This window comes from Streptomyces sp. NPDC028907, from assembly GCF_055564995.1.
In genome coordinates, this window is record NZ_JBVHVE010000021.1 from 52,651 (window position 1) to 68,660 (window position 16,010).

Below are 16,010 nucleotides of genomic sequence, written 5' to 3' on the forward strand. Positions count from 1 at the left end.
CCTCGCCAAACGGAACCCCGCCGTCAGTTAAGTCATATCGTTACAGTATGCGCTCGAATGTCGGATTCCCAACGACACAGGGTCCCCTGGGGATGGTTGCGGTGGCGACACTGGTCCTGGACGCACAGCGGAGAATCATCGGATGGAGTCCGGCGGCCGAGGAACTGTTCGGCTATAGGTCGGACGAGGCTCTGGGACGCGATGTCGGAGTCCTCCTCGGCGACGGCCTGCGGCTCGTCGGCAGTGAGGAGTCGCAGGAGACGTACGTGGTCCGGTGCGCGTCGCGTCGGGACGGTGAGGCTGTCCGCATCGGCATCACGCTCACTCCGTTGGACTCCGGCGCACAGGGACCCGCCTGGCTGCTCTCCGCGGCGAAGACACCAGAGCTCAGTCAGTGGGCCACCGGGCAGGCGCTACTGGCCGGACTGACCGCACAGTCACCCGTCATGATCGCCGTGTACGACACTCAGGCTCGGGTGACATGGTTCAACACGGCCGTGGAGAAGCACTTCGGCTGGACGGTGGATGAAATCAGCGGACGGTACATCAGGGATCTGCTTCCGCAGGGCGAGGTCATCGACGAGGACGGGCAGTCCATATCGCCCCTGGAGAAGATCATCGAGCAGGTGCTGCGGACCGGGACGCCCGTCGTCGACGTCAGTTATCGCAGCTCCACCCGTATCGACCCCCATCACGAGCACTTCTGGTCCTGCTCGTACTTCCGGATGCAGGACCCCGACGGCAAGATCCTCGGGGTGTGCGAGACGACCGTCGACGTCACCGACCGCTACGTGATGCGCCGACGCCTCGCCATGCTGAGCCGTGCCGGAGGCAGCATCGGACAGAGTCTGGACATCGTCCGTACGGCGAGTGACCTGGCCGATCTGGTCGTTCCGGAGTTCGCCAACGCGGTCACAGTGGACTTGGTCGCACCGGTGCTCGCCGGCGGGGAACCCGGCAAGTGGGGCGGCGGCGCGGCCTTCGACCTGCGACGCGTGGCAGAACGGGCACATGACGACAGCAGAGCCGGGGTCACCCTGCCGCGTCGGGTGGAGTATCCGCCGGACTCTCTGCAGGCACGCTGCTTGAGCGAGGGCCGTCCAGAAGCGTGTGATCACGTGCTCGCCGTACCGATGCGAGCGCGCGGGGCCGTGCTCGGTCTGGTGATGTTCGAGAGGCGTCCACCGGAGGACCCCTTCGGTCATGACGATCTCGAGGTCGCCGATGAACTGGTGTCCCGTACGGCTGTCTGCGTGGACAACGGACGCCGCTATGCCCGTGAGCACGACGCCGCGCTGACGCTCCAGCGTGCCCTTTTCCCGCTCCGCTTCCCGCAGACTCCGGCCGTGGCCATCGCCCACCGCTACCTGCCCGCGCCCGGGCAGGTCGGGGTGGGTGGGGACTGGTACGACGTCATCCCTCTCTCCGGGGCGCGTGTCGGACTGGTCGTGGGTGACGTCGTCGGGCACGGCATACACGCCGCGGCCACCATGGGACGTATACGGACCACAGTGGCCGCGCTCGCGGCTCTGGACCTGCCCCCGGACGAGCTTCTCGCACGGCTCGACGACCTCGTGGTCGCCCAGTCCCTGGGCGACGAGAAGGACCAAGCCGTGGCGACGACGTGTCTGTACGCCGTCTACGACCAGACCTCGGGGCGCTGCGCCGTCGCTCGTGCCGGACATCTGCCACCGCTAGTGGTGACACCCGACGGCCGGGCGGACATCGTCGACGTACCCGCAGGGCCGCCCCTGGGACTGGGCGGGCTGCCATTCGAATGCTTCGAGTTCGACCTTGCCGAAGGCAGCCTCCTGGCCCTCTTCACCGACGGCCTGGTGGAGGCCTACAACCAGGACATCGAGGTCGGTCTGCGCGGACTGCGCGATGCGCTCAGCGCATCTGCCCGCACGCTGGAGGAAACCTGCGACAGGGCGGTGTCTCCTGTGGTGCCGGGTTCCTCACGGGACGACGCAGCCCTCCTGCTGGCCCACGTGCACCGGCTCAGCGACAGCCGGGTGGCCGGCTGGGACGTACCTGACGATCCCGCGGAAGTTGCGCGGTGCCGTGCCTTGGCAATGGAGAAGGTGGCCGCGTGGGACCTGGAGGAGACGGCGTTCGTCGTAGAACTGGTGGTGAGCGAGCTGGTGACCAACGCGCTCCGGTACGGCGGAGCTCCCGTGAGGCTGCGACTCATCGTGGACCAGGCTCTGGGCCTGATCTGCGAAGTGTCGGACGGCAGCCATACCTCGCCCCACCTGAGGCGGGTCGGGTACGAGGAGGAGGGCGGACGCGGACTGTTCCTCGTCGCCCAGCTCACGGAACGCTGGGGAACCCGATACGGCCCGAGCGGCAAGACGATCTGGTGTGCGGTGCCGTTCGACGGGCCCAAGGCGCCCTAGGTGTATTGCCCCGAGAGGTCTGGGCCGGACGTCGTTGATCAGCCGGCCTGCGGTCCGGCAGCGACGAATTCCAGTACGTCGTCCGCCCAGCCCGGGTCGTAGCGCTCGAACCGTGGAAAGCCATGTCCCGGCCGTCCCGTCCAGTGGTAGTCGACCCCCGGGTTGTGCGCGGAGTACCGGTGTTTCACGAAGAGGTGGGGACTGCCTTGCACAGAAGGGCCCTGGGCGGTCCTCCAGTGCTCGAAAACGGCCCGTTGCCCCGCGCCCTTCTCCAAGGCCCGCTCGAGCGCCGCAAGGTCGACGGAGGGACACCGGTCGGCCGCGGCCAGGATCTCGGCGTGGACACTGATGCACCGGTTCTCCCGGTAGAACGCCTCGCGGAGCGCCGCGTCCAGCTCGTCGCTTGCCCGCAGTCCTCCCACTCCGGGGTCCTTGGCCGCCTGGACCGCGGCCATGGCCGGGAGGGTGGTGACGGCATAGGTGGCCTCGTGCTCCTGCCACAGCCGCCAGCCGACTTCGGGGACGAGGCCCGCGATCGCGACGACCTCCATGTCGAGGACCGGTTTCGGTGTCGGGCGCCGGTTGAACAGTTCCAGTGGGAACGCGCGGTGGTCGATGAAGAGCGGCACGCCCATGTCGACCGCCCTGGAACGAAGCACATGCAGAGCCAGCGAGGCCCAGGGACAGCCGATGTCGGACCAGAAGGTGACCACCCTCGGGTCATCCGCCACCACGGCGGGGACGTCCCCGGGGCAGTTGCCCTCCCGGAGACCGGGCGCCTCGCCGTTCACCGCTTCCCGGCCTCACGGCCGAGCTCGAACAAGTCCTGGGGGTGGACCGGAATGCGCCGCACGCGGAACTCGCCGCCCAGCGCGTCGTCGATGGCCCCGGCCACGGCGGCTCCCACCGCGATCAGCCCCACCTCTCCGAGACCCTTGGCGCCCAGCGGGTTGTCCGGAGTGGGGGCGTCCTCCGTGACGAAGAACTCCACGGCCGGCACCTCTCCGGCTCCCGGCAGCAGGTAGTCCATGAACGAGGTCGACAGCGGCTGCCCCTGTTCGTCGTACTGGAACTCCTCGAACAGCGCGCCGCCGATGCCCTGAGCCGCAGCACCGATGATCTGTCCCTCAGTGGTGAGCGGATTGATCATCTTTCCCGCTTCGGTACTCACGAAGAACCGGCGAATGGTGTGCCCGCCGGTCGTCGGGTCGATCTCCAGCTGGACGAGGGTGATGCCGTAGGGGTAGTTCATGTGCTCGTCGAGGTAGACCGCCGAGGCATGCAGACCGGGTTCGTCTCCGACGGCGCGGGCACTCCAGCCGTCCCAGCGCTCTGCGATCTGGGCGAGCGTGAGGTACTGGTCCGGCTTGCCGACAACCTCGATCCGGCCACCCGTCGCCTGAAGCTCCGCGGTGTCCACCTCCAGCAGCCGGCTGGCCACGCGCACAGCCTTGGCCAGGGTTTTCTGGGCGGCGGCGCGAGCCGCGCCTCCGGCGAGGACGGTGGAGCGGCTGGACCAGGAGCCGACCCCGTCGGGCACCAGATCCGTGTCGCCGTGCATGACGTCGATGTCCTGCGGTTGGACGCCGAGCTCGTCGGCCACGATCTGGGCCAGGACTGTCTCGATGCCCTGGCCCACCGAGGACGCTCCCGTCAGGACCCGGACCCGCCCGGTGCCGTCTACCTCCACGTCGGCGGTTTCGTACAGGCCGAGGCCCGCCTTGTCCATGAGGAGGCCGATCCCGTTGCCGACGATCCGTCCCTCCTCCCTGAGCCGACGGGCCTCCTCCCGCCACGCCTCGTAGTCAGCCGCGTCGAGCGCCTTGCGCATGTGGTCGAGGACATCCCCGGAGTTGAACAGATAGGGCTCGAAGGCGATCTCAAGCCCCGGTTCCCAGGGCAGGTCAGAGGCAGTGAGTACATTCCTCAGCCGCAGTTCGACGGGGTCGATGCCGATCTCTCGTGCAGCGAGGTCGAACAGCCGCTCGCGCGCGAAGGTGCCCTCGTAGCGCCCCGGCGCACGGTAGGCGGCCAGGGGTGTCTTGTTGGTGATCACGGCATGCAGTTCCGCCCGGTAGGCCGGGATGCGGTACGGACCCACGACCATGCCCGCGGTGATGTCACTGACCAGCGGCTCGGCCTGACGCAGAAAGGCGCCGTGGTTGTGCCAGATCTCGTCGCGCAGTGCCAGCAGGCGCCCTTCGGCGTCGAAAGCGCCCTCCATCCGGTGCACCTGCTCGCGGGCATGCGCGATCGCCACCATGTGCTCGACGCGGTCCTCGATCCACTTCACGGGACGGCCCAGCTTGCGGGCGGCGTGGGCGACGAGAAGGTACTCGGCAAAGACCCCACCGCGGACGCCGAAGTTGCCGCCGATGTCGGTGTGCCGCATCCGGATGCTCGTCAGCGGCATCCCGAGCATGCGGGCCATGATGCGACGGCAGTCGTGGACGTGGACAGTCCCCCATACCCACAGTTGGTCACGCCCCGGCACGGGCTCGACGACACAGCCGCGCGTCTCCATCGGGATACCGCTGTGCCGCCCGATCCGGAACTCACCGCGCACCACATGTGCGGCCTCGGCGAAGGCCCGTTCGACCTGTCCGTATTCCTTGACGAAGGTCGCCGGCTCGTTCCCCAGCTCGTGGAGGGACGCACCACCGTTTACGGCCTCGACCGGGTCGAGTACCACGGGCAGCTCCTCGTAGTCGACCTCGACGAGCTCGGCCGCGTCCTCGGCCAGGTACGGGTCCTCGGCGATGACCACGGCAACCGGCTGACCCACGTAGAGGACCTTGTCGGTGGGCAGTACCGGATGGCTGTACTCCTCGAGGTGGGGGAACAGGTCGTGGTAGCCCAGCTCCTCCAGCCGCACCGGGCCCAGTTCCCGCACGTCCTCCCCGGTGAGCACCAGGTGTACACCGGGGAGGTCGCGCGCTGCCGACGCGTCGATCGAGGTGATCCGGGCGTGCGCGACGGAGGCGCGCACGACCCGCATGAACAGCTGGCCCGTGATGTCGATGTCGTCCACGAACGCGCCTTGGCCCCGCAGCAGGCGCGAGTCCTCGCGGCGTGGCGTGCGGGCGCCGACATGACGCCGGGGCTGCGGATCCATGCTCGAGGTGTTCGACAGACTCATGGAAGGCGCTCCTCCTGCGATATGGGATGACTCGATTATCGGAAGTGACGGCGGAGTGAGCCTTTTCGGAATCCGGACAGCTCGCGGCCAAGTTGTCAGGCAATTGCAGGATCGCCCGTGACGGCGCAGCTCTGATACTGGCGCAGCGCCGTGCCACCGACGAGCACGGTCTACACGGCCTGCACACCTGAGCCCCGCCTCGGGAGGCAGGCAGGCGGAAGGACACCCTCGTGGCAGAGCTTGTCACCAACCCCTCGCCGGAACAGGAGATGCTCAACTGGGGGCGTCTTCTCCTCGACGGGCTGCCGTATGCGGACCTGGTCGCGGCTCGCGACAGGAGCGGCGACGTGTCGTGGTTCGACCACTGGATGGCCACTGCCGACCGCTACGAGCAGTTGGCCGACGCCGCCCTCCTCGCGGGACGTCGGCGCACGGCGGCCGAACTTCTCCTGATGGGATCGCTGGCCGCGCAGTACGGCCAGTTCCTGTGGTTCGACGAGCGGCGACAGCGTGGGCAGGAGCGGAAGGCGGCCCTGTACCGCCGCGCGGCGCCCCTGCTGGACCCGCCGGCGGAGCGGTTCGACCTGCCCATCGACGACACGTCCATCCCTGGCTACATCCGTGTTCCCCGGGGCGCCGAATCGCCCCAGCCGTGCGTCGTGCTCCTCGGCGGGCTGGAGTCGACGAAGGAGGAGAGTTTCCGCTTCGAGGAACTCCTGCTGGAGCGAGGCATGGCGGTCGCGACCTTCGACGGCCCCGGCCAGGGCGAGATGTTCCCCGGGACTCCGCTGCGTGGCGACTACGAGCGGTACACCTCTACGGTGGTCGACGCTCTCGTGGCCGACCCCCGGATCGACTCCGAACGCATTGCCGTACTCGGCCGGAGCCTCGGAGGCTATTACGCGCTGCGCAGTGCCAGCCTGGATCCGCGTTTCGTCGCCTGTGTGTCCTGGGGCGGATTCGTCGACATGGACGGGTGGGACACCGAGACACCGATGACCAAGGCAAGCTGGCAGTACGTGAGTGCGATGCCGACGATGGATGAGGCACGCGAGTTCGTGTGCAAGAACCTCGACTCCCGACCGGTGCTGCACCAGCTGAAGGTTCCGACCTACGTGCTGCACGGCTCCCTCGACGAGATACCCGACTCCGAGATCGACGTGCTGGTCGAGCACGCCGTGAACGCCCAGTTGGAGATCGACATCGAGCCGGAAGGCGACCACTGCTGCCACAACCTCGGCCCGGAGCCGCGGCTGCGGATGGCCGACTGGCTGGCGGACCGGCTGGGCACCACCTGCTGACGATCGGCAGGATCCATCACTAGGTCCGTTGCGACAACCTGCCGGGTTGCGGCGGGCGGGTACGAAGCGAGGTGATTCCCATGCGGCACGTTCTGGAAGAGGCGGCCACCTGGCAGCGGGACGGTGTCCGTTTCGCGATGGCCAGCGTCGTGCACGCCTGGGGTTCCGCCCCGCATCCTGCAGGCTCCTCGATGCTCATCAGCGACAGCGGCCGGGTCGTGGGCAGCGTGTCCGGAGGGTGCGTGGAGGCCGCCGTCTTCGACCTGGCACACGACGTGCTGGCGGGCGGCCCACCCGCCCGGCAGCGCTACGGGGTCAGTGACGACGACGCCTTCTCCGTGGGACTGACGTGCGGAGGGACGATCGACGTCTTCGTGCGCGAGGCGTCCGGCGACATGCCGGCGGCCAGAGTCGCGGCCGACGCGGCGGATGGACTGCCCGTCGCGCTTGTCACAGTGCTCGACGGCGGTGTCCGGCCCGGCGCGGCGATGGCGGTCGGCTCGCGGGGAACCAGCGGAACACTGGGAGCGGCCGAGCTCGACCGCGCGGCCGCTCACGCGGCTGAGGGGCTGCTGGCCCGAGGAGCAAGCGGCAGCGTCCGCATCGGTGGGGATCAGGAAGCCGGTGATCCGCATTGTGTGCCGGCGACCGAGCTTCTGGTGCAGTCGTTCGCCCCGCTGCCACGGATGCTGGTGTTCGGAGCCGCCGAGTTCGCCCGGCCTCTGGTCGCTTTCGGAGCGCTCCTCGGGTACCGGGTGACCGTGTGCGACGCACGCCCCGTCTTCGCCACGAAGGAACGTTTTCCGGAAGCCCATGAAGTCGTCGTGGACTGGCCGCACCGGTGGTTCGACAGCCAAGGTGACCGTGTCGACGCGAGCACGGTGGTGTGTGTCCTCACGCACGACGCCAAGTTCGACGTGCCGCTGCTCCGGACGGCTCTGCGCAGCCCAGCGGGCTACATCGGAGCGCTGGGCAGCCGCCGTACCCACGAGGACCGGCTCGTCCGCCTGCGCGAGGCCGGTGTGACGGAGGACGAACTGGCCAGGTTGCGTTCGCCGATCGGCCTTGATCTGGGTGGCCGAGGGCCGGAGGAGGCCGCCTTGTCCATCGTCGCCGAGATCGTGGCGCTCCGCAGGCGTGGCAGTGGACTGCCTCTGACCGGCTTGGAGGGTCCCGTGCATGCGGCGCGACGGCCCCTGGTCGGCCTCTGAAACGAGCAGGAGGTGAAGGCTGTCCGCGTAGCGCTGACCGAGCTGGTACGGCGACAGGAGCTGCGCCTGCAGATGTCGGCAGGCGCAGCGGCCGGACCGTGAGGTGGTCTGGGCCCACAGCACCGAGCTGCGGACTGCGTCCGGTGGCTGACGATGGCCGGTGATACGACGGTCTGCTTCGGCGTCGTCCTGTCGCACCGGAACGTCTCTGATGCTGAGGTGACCGAAAAGGCAGGAATGCTCCTGCCCCTCGCCGAGTTCGGTGGGCGGACCAGTTTGCGGCGGCACCGCAGCTCGCGAACGGAACAGGCCGACGCAAGTGCTGATCTTCCGGCGGAAACCCGGCCGCCGCCAGAACGCGCAAGAGGAGAGCGGCGCGCTCTCACAGGGGGTAGACCGTTGAGGATACGCAGGCGTAGAGGGCTGGACAGACCTCGGTTGGCGCCGGAGTTGGACGACGTCGCGCTCGGCAGGGTCCGTGCCCGTCTCACGGCGTCGAGGATGGTGGGCCAACCTGACACGGACCTCCTCTCCGTGCAGCAATTGCTGCGGGAGACCGGTGAGGACTGGGATCGGCGCGCACATCGTCTCGGCGTTCTTTCCGGCGCGGCCTTCTCCGTGGCGCGTCACTGGCATGACCGGCGGCCTCGGGACCCGGACGCTCTGGTTCTACGGGCGTGGTCTCAGTGGACCTGGCTGCGCCGCGCCGCAGCCGACCCAAGCTGGTCTGTGGGCGCTGCGCCGATCGATGTGCGGGGAACCCTGGACCTCTGCACCCTGGCAGCCGGCCTACGACCGTACGACCCCATGCCGTGGGTGATCAGGCTCGGGCTGCTCCGCTTGGACGGACAGCCGCGTTCCGCCCTGCTGCCGGCATGGTCGGAGGTCAGGCTGCGTGACCCGTGGAATCGGGCCGCGTGCCTTGAGGCGCTCGGTTACCTCTCTCCGACGGAGCAGGGATCACTGACCGACCTCCTCGCGTTCGTGGACAGCATGAGAGCCGAGATGCCTTCGGACGCTCCGGCGGTTTCCCTGCCGCTCACGGCCGGTGTGATGCTCTACCACCGACGTCTCGGAGAGGTCGGACTCGTGTCACGGCTGGAGGCCTCTCGTTACTGGTCCCAGCCGGATGCGGCGCGGACTCTGGACCGATCGCTGGAGGAATTGCTCAGCCCGGGATTTCTGAGTACTGCGGCCGCGCTCGCCGACCTCAATTTGCTCGCGTACGCGCTCGTCAAGGCGGATCGCCTGCAGGATGCCGGACGCGTGTTCGTCAAGCTCGACGGCATCGTCACCTCGTGGCCCTGGGGCAAGGACGGCGATCCTGTGGAGACCTTCACTCAATGGCAACGACGGGTTCTTCGATGACCTCAGCCAGTTCAAAAGCGCTTCCAAGTAGTGTCTTCAAGCTCGTCTTCCGGTTGTCGCGCGTAGTTGAAGACGGGCTGGGCGCGACGTACGCACCTCTCGGACTCTCTCTCGGCGAGGTGGAGGTCCTTGCCGCGCTGCGCTGTTCGGGCGCGCCGTACACACTCGCGCCCCGACAGCTGTGCGAGGCGGTCAAGGTGACGACCGGTGGTATGACGGGTCGGCTCGACAGGTTGGAGCGGGCAGGCCTGCTGCGCCGTTCACCTGACCCGCATGACCGCCGGGCACTCAGGGTGACAATGACCGACGAGGGTATGCGTGTGGTTGACGAGGCGCTTGATGCCGGCCTCGCGATGCAGTCAGGAATGCTGTCAGCTCTGAACGCAGAGGACTGCCCCCAACTCGCCAAGTTGCTCCGGGAGTTGGTTATGGCCCTGGACGCTTGACAATGGTATCCGGGGCGTTGGGGGAAACGACCGGGTGCGCGTACCGGAGCACCCTATGCATGGCGCCCCATGGGCGCCCGCCTTCCCGAAAGGATGCATCATGAAAAAACACCTTCAGATCCCGTCGGCTTCAGGCACCTTCGACGCGATCGCAGCAGGACCCGTCGACGGCCGCCCCGTCCTGCTCCTGCACGGCTTTCCCCAGACCGCCATCATCTGGGAAGAACAGTTGGCCGCGCTGGGTGACCAGGGCTTCCGCGCAGTCGCGCCCGACACCCGCGGTTATTCGCCAGGTGTGCGCCCCATGCATGCCGACGCGTACGGGGTGAGCGAACTGGTCGGGGACGTTCTGGCGGTGGCCGACGCACTCGCCTGGGACCGCTTCGACCTCGTCGGGCACGACTGGGGCGGTGCCGTCGCCTGGTGGACCGCGGCCCGGCACGCCGAGCGACTGCGTACGCTCACCGTTGTATCGACGCCACATCCCAGCGCGTTGGGCGAAGCACTTCGCACCGACGACGACCAGGTCCGCCGCTCTCAGTACCAGCAGGACTGGCGAAGCCCCTACACAGAAACCCGCTTCCTGGCGGACGACGCCGCACTTCTGCGTTCCCTCTACCAGGGCAAGGTTCCCGACCGTCACCTTGATGCATACGTACGACGTCTGTCCGAGCCCGGTGCCCTGAGTGCCGCCCTCAACTACTACCGCGCCGACAGGCCCGACGTCGCGGTCGGGAAGATCCAGGTACCCACGCTCTACGTCTGGGGCACCGAGGACGTCGCGCTCGGGTCCACCGCAGCTCATGCCACAGAGAAGTGGGTGAGCGGCCCCTACTCGTTCCACGCATTGCAAGGCATCAGTCACTGGGTCCCTGATGAGGTTCCCGAGGTCCTCACCAGCCTGATCATCGACCACCTGAACGAGCACGAGCCGGCGCTCTGACGCAGTGGACGATCCGAGGCTTGCCCAGCGCAGGACGCGCTCGGCATGCAACTGATCGTGCGCCAGGCCGGCCGGTTCGCCTCGGTGACAGCCTCGTGGCAGATGCGGGCGCTGCCGCCGCCGGCGTCGACCACGATCGCGCCGAACTCGGCGCACCTGGCGCGGATGTACTCGGCGATGTCGTCGAACAGGTACCGCTCGACCACCAGGTTGGCCGGAATCTCGAAGCCCTCGGCCTGGGCGACCTTGAACCAGTCGTAGGCGGACTGGCAGGTCGCGTCGGCGTCCAGCAGCAGCGTCGGCAGGCCAAGGAAGACGGTGTAGTAGAGGGCGATGAGCCAGGCGGAGGCAGTCTTGTGGCTGCTGCTGTTCGCCGCCGCGATGCCGTGGGCCCTGGCCCTGGCCCTGATCCCGATCCCCGCCCTGGCCGGCATCCTGGTGCACGCGGGCTTCAAGCTCATCCCATTCCGCGAGGTCGCGGCGTTCCAGGGGTGCGGCTCCGCACGCACATGCCCCGCGATCCGGCCGAGTGCGAGCGAGGCGGGCAACGCGAGACGCCCCGCGATCGGACTGAGTGCAATTGTGAAGATCATGCACGCCATGGGTCACAGCAGCCTCATCTGCCTCTGGTACCTTGCGCTCCGCCAATTCTGAAACTTTCAAGCAAATAGTTGAACTGCAAGGAGAAGATCCATGGCCATAGCCGGTAACCCGCAGCGCAGGGCGATACTCACCGGAGGTTTGCTGGCCTCCGCGGCCCTGATTACCGGATGCTCGTCGAAGACGGCTGATGCGAAAGCGTCGGCCACGGCGACGGGGGCCGCAGCGAACGCCTCGCCGGCCGCGAACGCCCGGCCGGACTCGCCTTGGTCGGCGTTCTCGCGGCTGATGGAGGGCAACAAGCGCTGGGTGAACGGGACGCTCCAGCATCCTGACCGGGACCCGAAGCGGCGCGAGTTCGTCGCCGCGGAGCAGGACCCGTACGGCGTGATCCTCTCCTGCATCGACTCCCGGGTGCCGCCGGAGCTCCTCTTCGACACCGGCCTCGGCGACCTGTTCGTGCTGCGCACCGGCGGCCAGGTGGTGGGCCCGGAGGTCACCGGCTCCGTCGAATACGGGCCCATGACCTCGGGGACGCCGCTGATCGTGGTGCTCGGGCACCAGCGGTGCGGCGCCATCAAGGCCGCGTACGAGGCGATGAGTGCAGGCAAGACGCTGCCCGGCAACCTGCAGGCCATCGCCGACGCGCTGAAGCCGGCGTACCAGGAGACGGCCAAGGGCAAGCACGCCGACCCGGTCGACGCCATGATCCGCATCCACACCAAGCAGACCTCCGCCGCCCTGCGCACCAACAAGGACCTCGCCCCCATGGTGAAGAAGGGCGACCTCGCCGTGGTCAGCGCCTACTACTCCCTCGACACTGGCAGGGTTGAGGTTCTCACTGGAGCGCCGTCGGCCTGATAAGCGCGAGCGTGCTCGGATAGGGCACGGCATCGCCGAGCACGCTCACGGCGTCGCGGCGAGACGGGTGCTGGTGCGGCATCGGAGGGGCCGGGAGACCGTGCCGCACGACGCCCGGTGCGCTCGTATGAGGGAACGGATTCCCTCCGGGCCGACCTGCCGTTGCACCTCAACTGGTCGAAGAATAGGAACCCCTCCCTCATGACGCCGCGCCTGTTCAGTACGTCGATCGTGCACATGTGCAGGGCGAGCCCCTTCTGTGGCGGAGCCACAAGGGCGAGGCGCTGATCCTCGTCGTCACCGCCGTGTCGATCGTCGTGGTGAACATGTTCGAGGGCGTGCTGATCGGTCTGGCCCTGTCGGTCGCCAAGACCGCCTGGGAGGCCTCGCACGTGAAGCTGGAGGTCATAGACAAGGGCGCCGGACCGATCCAGGCGTACCGGTCGGGCAACGCGACCTTCCTCAGGCTGCCGAAGATCCTCGACAGCCTCGAGGCCCTGCCGCAGGACCGCCCGGTGGAGCTGGACTTGTCCGGACTCCACCACCTCAACCACGCCTGCCGTACGGCCACGGAGAGCTGGGCCGAGAGGCACAGCATGGCTGGCACGGAACCTGTGAAGGTCACCGAACCTGTGAAAGTCACGGCCACCGAGCCGGTTTGAAGGCCGCGACGTCGTAAGGACCTCAAGGATCCGGAGGGATCCACCGCCCGGCCGGAGGCCCCACCGGAGCCTCCGGCCGGGCATATCGTTGGAGATCAGGCGGGCCGAATGATCTCCATGCCGTCCGACCAGCAGGTTGCCGCCGAGCATGTCGGAGACTTGGTCATGGCCATCTCCGCCGTCACCAACATCGACACCATGAATCACGCCAGGGGTGCCTGGGGCTCTTACCCCCGAGCACCCGTGTTCGACGTACGGGCTGCACTACGCCGCAGCGCTTGAAGCACCCCGGGGGCGCGGAGCGTGGGTCAGCCCCATCGCCCGTTCTATAGAGATCCGGATGACAACCCGCTCAGGGTCCGGGGCCGGCGTACGCCCGTATCGCTCTCCGTAGCGGGCAACGGCCTCCTCGACCGCTGCGGCATCGGTGCAGACCTCTGCCACGCCTTCGAGCGTGGCCCACCGGCCTCCGTCGACCTGGCACACCGCGACTCGGGCAGGCCCGCCACCCGCGAGGACGTTGGCAACTTTCCTACTGGATTTGCGGGTGATAACTCGGGCCACTCCGGCGGCGGCATCGATCGTCACGCCAACAGGCACAACATGCGGTCGACCATCAGGGCGCAGTGTGGTTAGCGTGCACAGATGGTATTCATTCCAGAACTCCAGGTAGCCGTCAGATTGACTCAGCAGCGCGTTCGACATGGCTGAAAGCGTAAGGGCGAGTGTTGCCCGATCTGTCCTGAAGTGACCATGACCACATCTGCCTCGCGTAGGTAATTTGCACCATTCGGGCACTTGCATCCCAAGCCTAACGAGCGGAAAAGTCTCGAATCCATAACAGGCTCGCCGCCGACGCGAGACACTTGAAGTGTTCACACCAGGACGTAAAAGCGCAGGTCAAAGGCATGGCCCAGATCATTCTTGGCCGATTTGGATCATTTTGTGGGATCGAGGCGCCTGGTGAGCTACACAGATCGATCACGCTTTTCGGCCATGCCCGTCACGTACTGTCCAAAGAGGTTCCCGAGAGCTTCCAATGAGGCAGCTCGTTGGTATTTCATTGCGCGTTCGCATCAGTGACATCAGCGCGGCGAAGTGATCTGCAGGCTAGTCAGCCGGGCCCCTTGCAGGGGCCTGGTGGGACATGCGGACACGCCCGTCTGCGGTCGTTGCCAGCGTTGGGAACCGGACGTCATCGACACGGGCGCGCTGTCGCCCGGCTCGGGGGAGCCATCGGTTGGAGGGATCCTCAATGTGGTTGGGGAAGAGTCGTCGCGACGCGGCTGAGTCAAAACTGCCTGCTCAGGGCGAAGCGCGCCGACGACGCATCGGGCGCTGGCGCACAGCCGCGAACCGGACGGTGGAGAGAGATCTGCACCGCCTGATTCGGCGTGAGCTGCAAGACCTCGGAGTGACTCCCCCGCTCGATGTCGACGAGCTCTGCCAGGCACTCAGCCGACGGCGCGGGCGCCCCCTGTACCTGCGCGAAGCTCCGCTGCCGAAGCCTGGCCCCTCGGGGATGTGGGTCGAGTACGACGACTACGACGTGATCCTGTACCAGCAGGAAACAACCCGACTGCATCAAGATCACATCAAGCTCCACGAGATAGGCCACATCCTCGTAGCGGAGAACGAGGAGGCCAAAAAGAAGGCCGCGGGCGAAACGACAGAAGAAGCCCCTGCGGTCGACCCCGACGAGGAGACGGCCATCTTCGTGGAGGGCTGGGCCACCATGCTGCCGGTCTTCGATCCCGAGACGATCAAGCGCGTCGCGCGCCGGTGCTCGTACGAGGACGGCGAGGAGTGCTCGGTCGAACTGGTCGCCACCATCATTCTGGAGTGGTCGTCTCTGCTGGACGGCTCCACTCCGCTGTCGGACGACCCTTCCCTCCGTCGTGTGGAGTCGGCTCTCGGTGACCGGCGAGGATGGCTGTAAACCGTGGAACTGCTACTCCTGGGGCTCGTGGCCGCTCTCGTCTGGAAGCTCTACCAGCTGAAGCGATCCCCTCATGACGCACCTCTGCGTTCCGTCACCCTCTGCCTGTTCTGCGCTGCGCTGTCGTACCCCGTGGCCATGCCCGGCGGCGCGTCCGGCGTCGACACGGTCGCCGGCCACGGGACGGCGAAGCTGATCCAGAACGTGCTGTTGCTCCTCGCGGTGTATTTCTTGATGTGCTTCTACCTCTACTCCGCCGCCGACGAAGAAGCGGGCCGCCGCCGCGCACGCAAGGAAGCCGTCGTCGTCGGAGTCGTTGCGGTGGCCATCACCGTGGCTGCGGAGTCGGTACCGCACGAGGTCTTCGCGGGCAGCTTCAGCACGGCCGACATGACGATTCCGCAGATCGCCTTCTTCTACGGCGGCGCTGGTCTCTATCTCATGTATGCCCTCGGCATGGCGTGCCGGTGGACTCGCCGCTATGCCCGCATCGCCCGGCGCCCGCACTCCACCGGGCTCTGGATGGCGGCTGTTGGCCTGGGGGCGATGGCGGTGGCCTGCGCGATCCGCGCCGTTCTCGTCGCCATTCGCTGGGCCGACATAGAGGTACCCGAGCAGCTCATGACCGCCATCGCCTTCCTCCTGGTGGCATCCGTCCTCCTATTCGCGGCGGGTATCACGTACTCCGGAGCGCGCACCCGGATCTCCTCCCTTCGGCTCTGGTTCCAGCATCGGCGTGATCACCGTCGCCTCGCCCCGTTGTGGGAGCTGTTGGCGGAGACGTACCCCGACAACGTGCTGCGGCCGGCCTCCCCGGCTGCACTGGACCGGTGGCGGGCCCGCGGCGTGCACCGGCGCTACCACCGCCGCATCGTGGAGTGCCGCGACGGTCTGGTGGACATCAGCCCGTACCTGCTGGATGAGGGTGACGACAGCGCGGCCCTCAACATCGACTCCGCAGAGCTTGCCGCCCGGCTCCGTCGGGCCTCCGATCGGATCGAGGAGGGGGTCCCCGCACCCCGCCGAGCGGTCCCCCTCGCCATGGCTCTGGGAAGCGACCGCGAGTCGGATGTGAAACAACTGATTGCGGTGTCCGACGCACTGCGCAAAGCCGCATGACCTCCCATGATCTAGGAGTCAC

Annotated in this window: 13 protein-coding genes and 1 pseudogene; 10 read left to right on the plus strand and 4 right to left on the minus strand. The window is 67.5% G+C overall.

What is annotated here, in order from left to right:
- Window positions 1-92: 92 nt before the first annotated feature.
- The gene (locus ACZ4UU_RS40795; RefSeq protein ID WP_471908494.1) at window positions 93-2,399 is read left to right on the plus strand and encodes a SpoIIE family protein phosphatase; all 2,307 of its coding nucleotides are present in this window, start codon (window positions 93-95) and stop codon (window positions 2,397-2,399) included.
- A 38-nt stretch (window positions 2,400-2,437) separates the two neighbouring features.
- On the opposite strand, the gene ACZ4UU_RS40800 is transcribed toward ACZ4UU_RS40795, so the two are convergent.
- On the minus strand, window positions 2,438-3,190 hold the full coding sequence (locus tag ACZ4UU_RS40800) for a DsbA family oxidoreductase (RefSeq protein WP_471908495.1): 753 nt from the start codon (window positions 3,188-3,190) through the stop codon (window positions 2,438-2,440).
- On the minus strand, window positions 3,187-5,538 hold the full coding sequence (locus ACZ4UU_RS40805) for a xanthine dehydrogenase family protein molybdopterin-binding subunit (protein WP_471908496.1): 2,352 nt from the start codon (window positions 5,536-5,538) through the stop codon (window positions 3,187-3,189). The genes ACZ4UU_RS40800 and ACZ4UU_RS40805 overlap by 4 nt, the downstream gene beginning before the upstream one ends.
- 230 nt (window positions 5,539-5,768) lie before the next feature.
- Between ACZ4UU_RS40805 and ACZ4UU_RS40810 the strand changes: the two genes are divergently transcribed.
- From ACZ4UU_RS40810 to ACZ4UU_RS40830, 5 genes are all read left to right on the plus strand, one after another.
- Complete coding sequence (locus tag ACZ4UU_RS40810; protein WP_471908497.1) at window positions 5,769-6,839, plus strand: alpha/beta hydrolase family protein; 1,071 nt, start codon at window positions 5,769-5,771, stop codon at window positions 6,837-6,839.
- A gap of 80 nt (window positions 6,840-6,919) precedes the next feature.
- Window positions 6,920-8,050 (plus strand): XdhC family protein, encoded by a 1,131-nt coding sequence (locus ACZ4UU_RS40815; protein ID WP_471908498.1) that lies wholly within the window; start codon window positions 6,920-6,922, stop codon window positions 8,048-8,050.
- A 534-nt stretch (window positions 8,051-8,584) separates the two neighbouring features.
- Complete coding sequence (locus ACZ4UU_RS40820; protein ID WP_471908499.1) at window positions 8,585-9,418, plus strand: hypothetical protein; 834 nt, start codon at window positions 8,585-8,587, stop codon at window positions 9,416-9,418.
- The gene (locus tag ACZ4UU_RS40825; RefSeq protein ID WP_471908500.1) at window positions 9,415-9,864 is read left to right on the plus strand and encodes a MarR family winged helix-turn-helix transcriptional regulator; all 450 of its coding nucleotides are present in this window, start codon (window positions 9,415-9,417) and stop codon (window positions 9,862-9,864) included. Before ACZ4UU_RS40820 ends, ACZ4UU_RS40825 begins: the two co-directional genes overlap by 4 nt.
- A gap of 100 nt (window positions 9,865-9,964) precedes the next feature.
- The gene (locus tag ACZ4UU_RS40830) at window positions 9,965-10,807 is read left to right on the plus strand and encodes an alpha/beta fold hydrolase (RefSeq protein WP_471908501.1); all 843 of its coding nucleotides are present in this window, start codon (window positions 9,965-9,967) and stop codon (window positions 10,805-10,807) included.
- Here the strand turns inward: ACZ4UU_RS40830 and ACZ4UU_RS40835 are convergent.
- Window positions 10,726-11,400, minus strand: a complete 675-nt coding sequence (locus tag ACZ4UU_RS40835; protein ID WP_471908564.1) for a hypothetical protein — start codon at window positions 11,398-11,400, stop codon at window positions 10,726-10,728. The two genes, ACZ4UU_RS40830 and ACZ4UU_RS40835, sit on opposite strands and share 82 nt — an antisense overlap.
- Window positions 11,401-11,500: 100 nt before the next feature.
- Between ACZ4UU_RS40835 and ACZ4UU_RS40840 the strand changes: the two genes are divergently transcribed.
- A complete protein-coding gene (locus ACZ4UU_RS40840) occupies window positions 11,501-12,268 on the plus strand; it encodes a carbonic anhydrase (RefSeq protein WP_471908502.1) in 768 nt (255 codons plus the stop codon).
- Between the two features lie 257 nt (window positions 12,269-12,525).
- Window positions 12,526-12,930 (plus strand): annotated as a pseudogene (locus tag ACZ4UU_RS40845) (SulP family inorganic anion transporter); the annotation flags it as partial.
- Between the two features lie 264 nt (window positions 12,931-13,194).
- On the opposite strand, the gene ACZ4UU_RS40850 reads toward ACZ4UU_RS40845, so the two are convergent.
- Entirely contained in the window at window positions 13,195-13,635 is a 441-nt protein-coding gene (locus ACZ4UU_RS40850; protein WP_471908503.1) for a pyridoxamine 5'-phosphate oxidase family protein, read from the minus strand.
- Window positions 13,636-14,344: 709 nt separating this feature from the next.
- On the opposite strand from ACZ4UU_RS40850, the gene ACZ4UU_RS40855 reads away from it, so the two are divergent.
- The gene (locus tag ACZ4UU_RS40855) at window positions 14,345-14,869 is read left to right on the plus strand and encodes a hypothetical protein (protein WP_471908504.1); all 525 of its coding nucleotides are present in this window, start codon (window positions 14,345-14,347) and stop codon (window positions 14,867-14,869) included.
- Between the two features lie 3 nt (window positions 14,870-14,872).
- On the plus strand, window positions 14,873-15,988 hold the full coding sequence (locus ACZ4UU_RS40860; protein ID WP_471908505.1) for an MAB_1171c family putative transporter: 1,116 nt from the start codon (window positions 14,873-14,875) through the stop codon (window positions 15,986-15,988).
- Window positions 15,989-16,010: the final 22 nt, after the last annotated feature.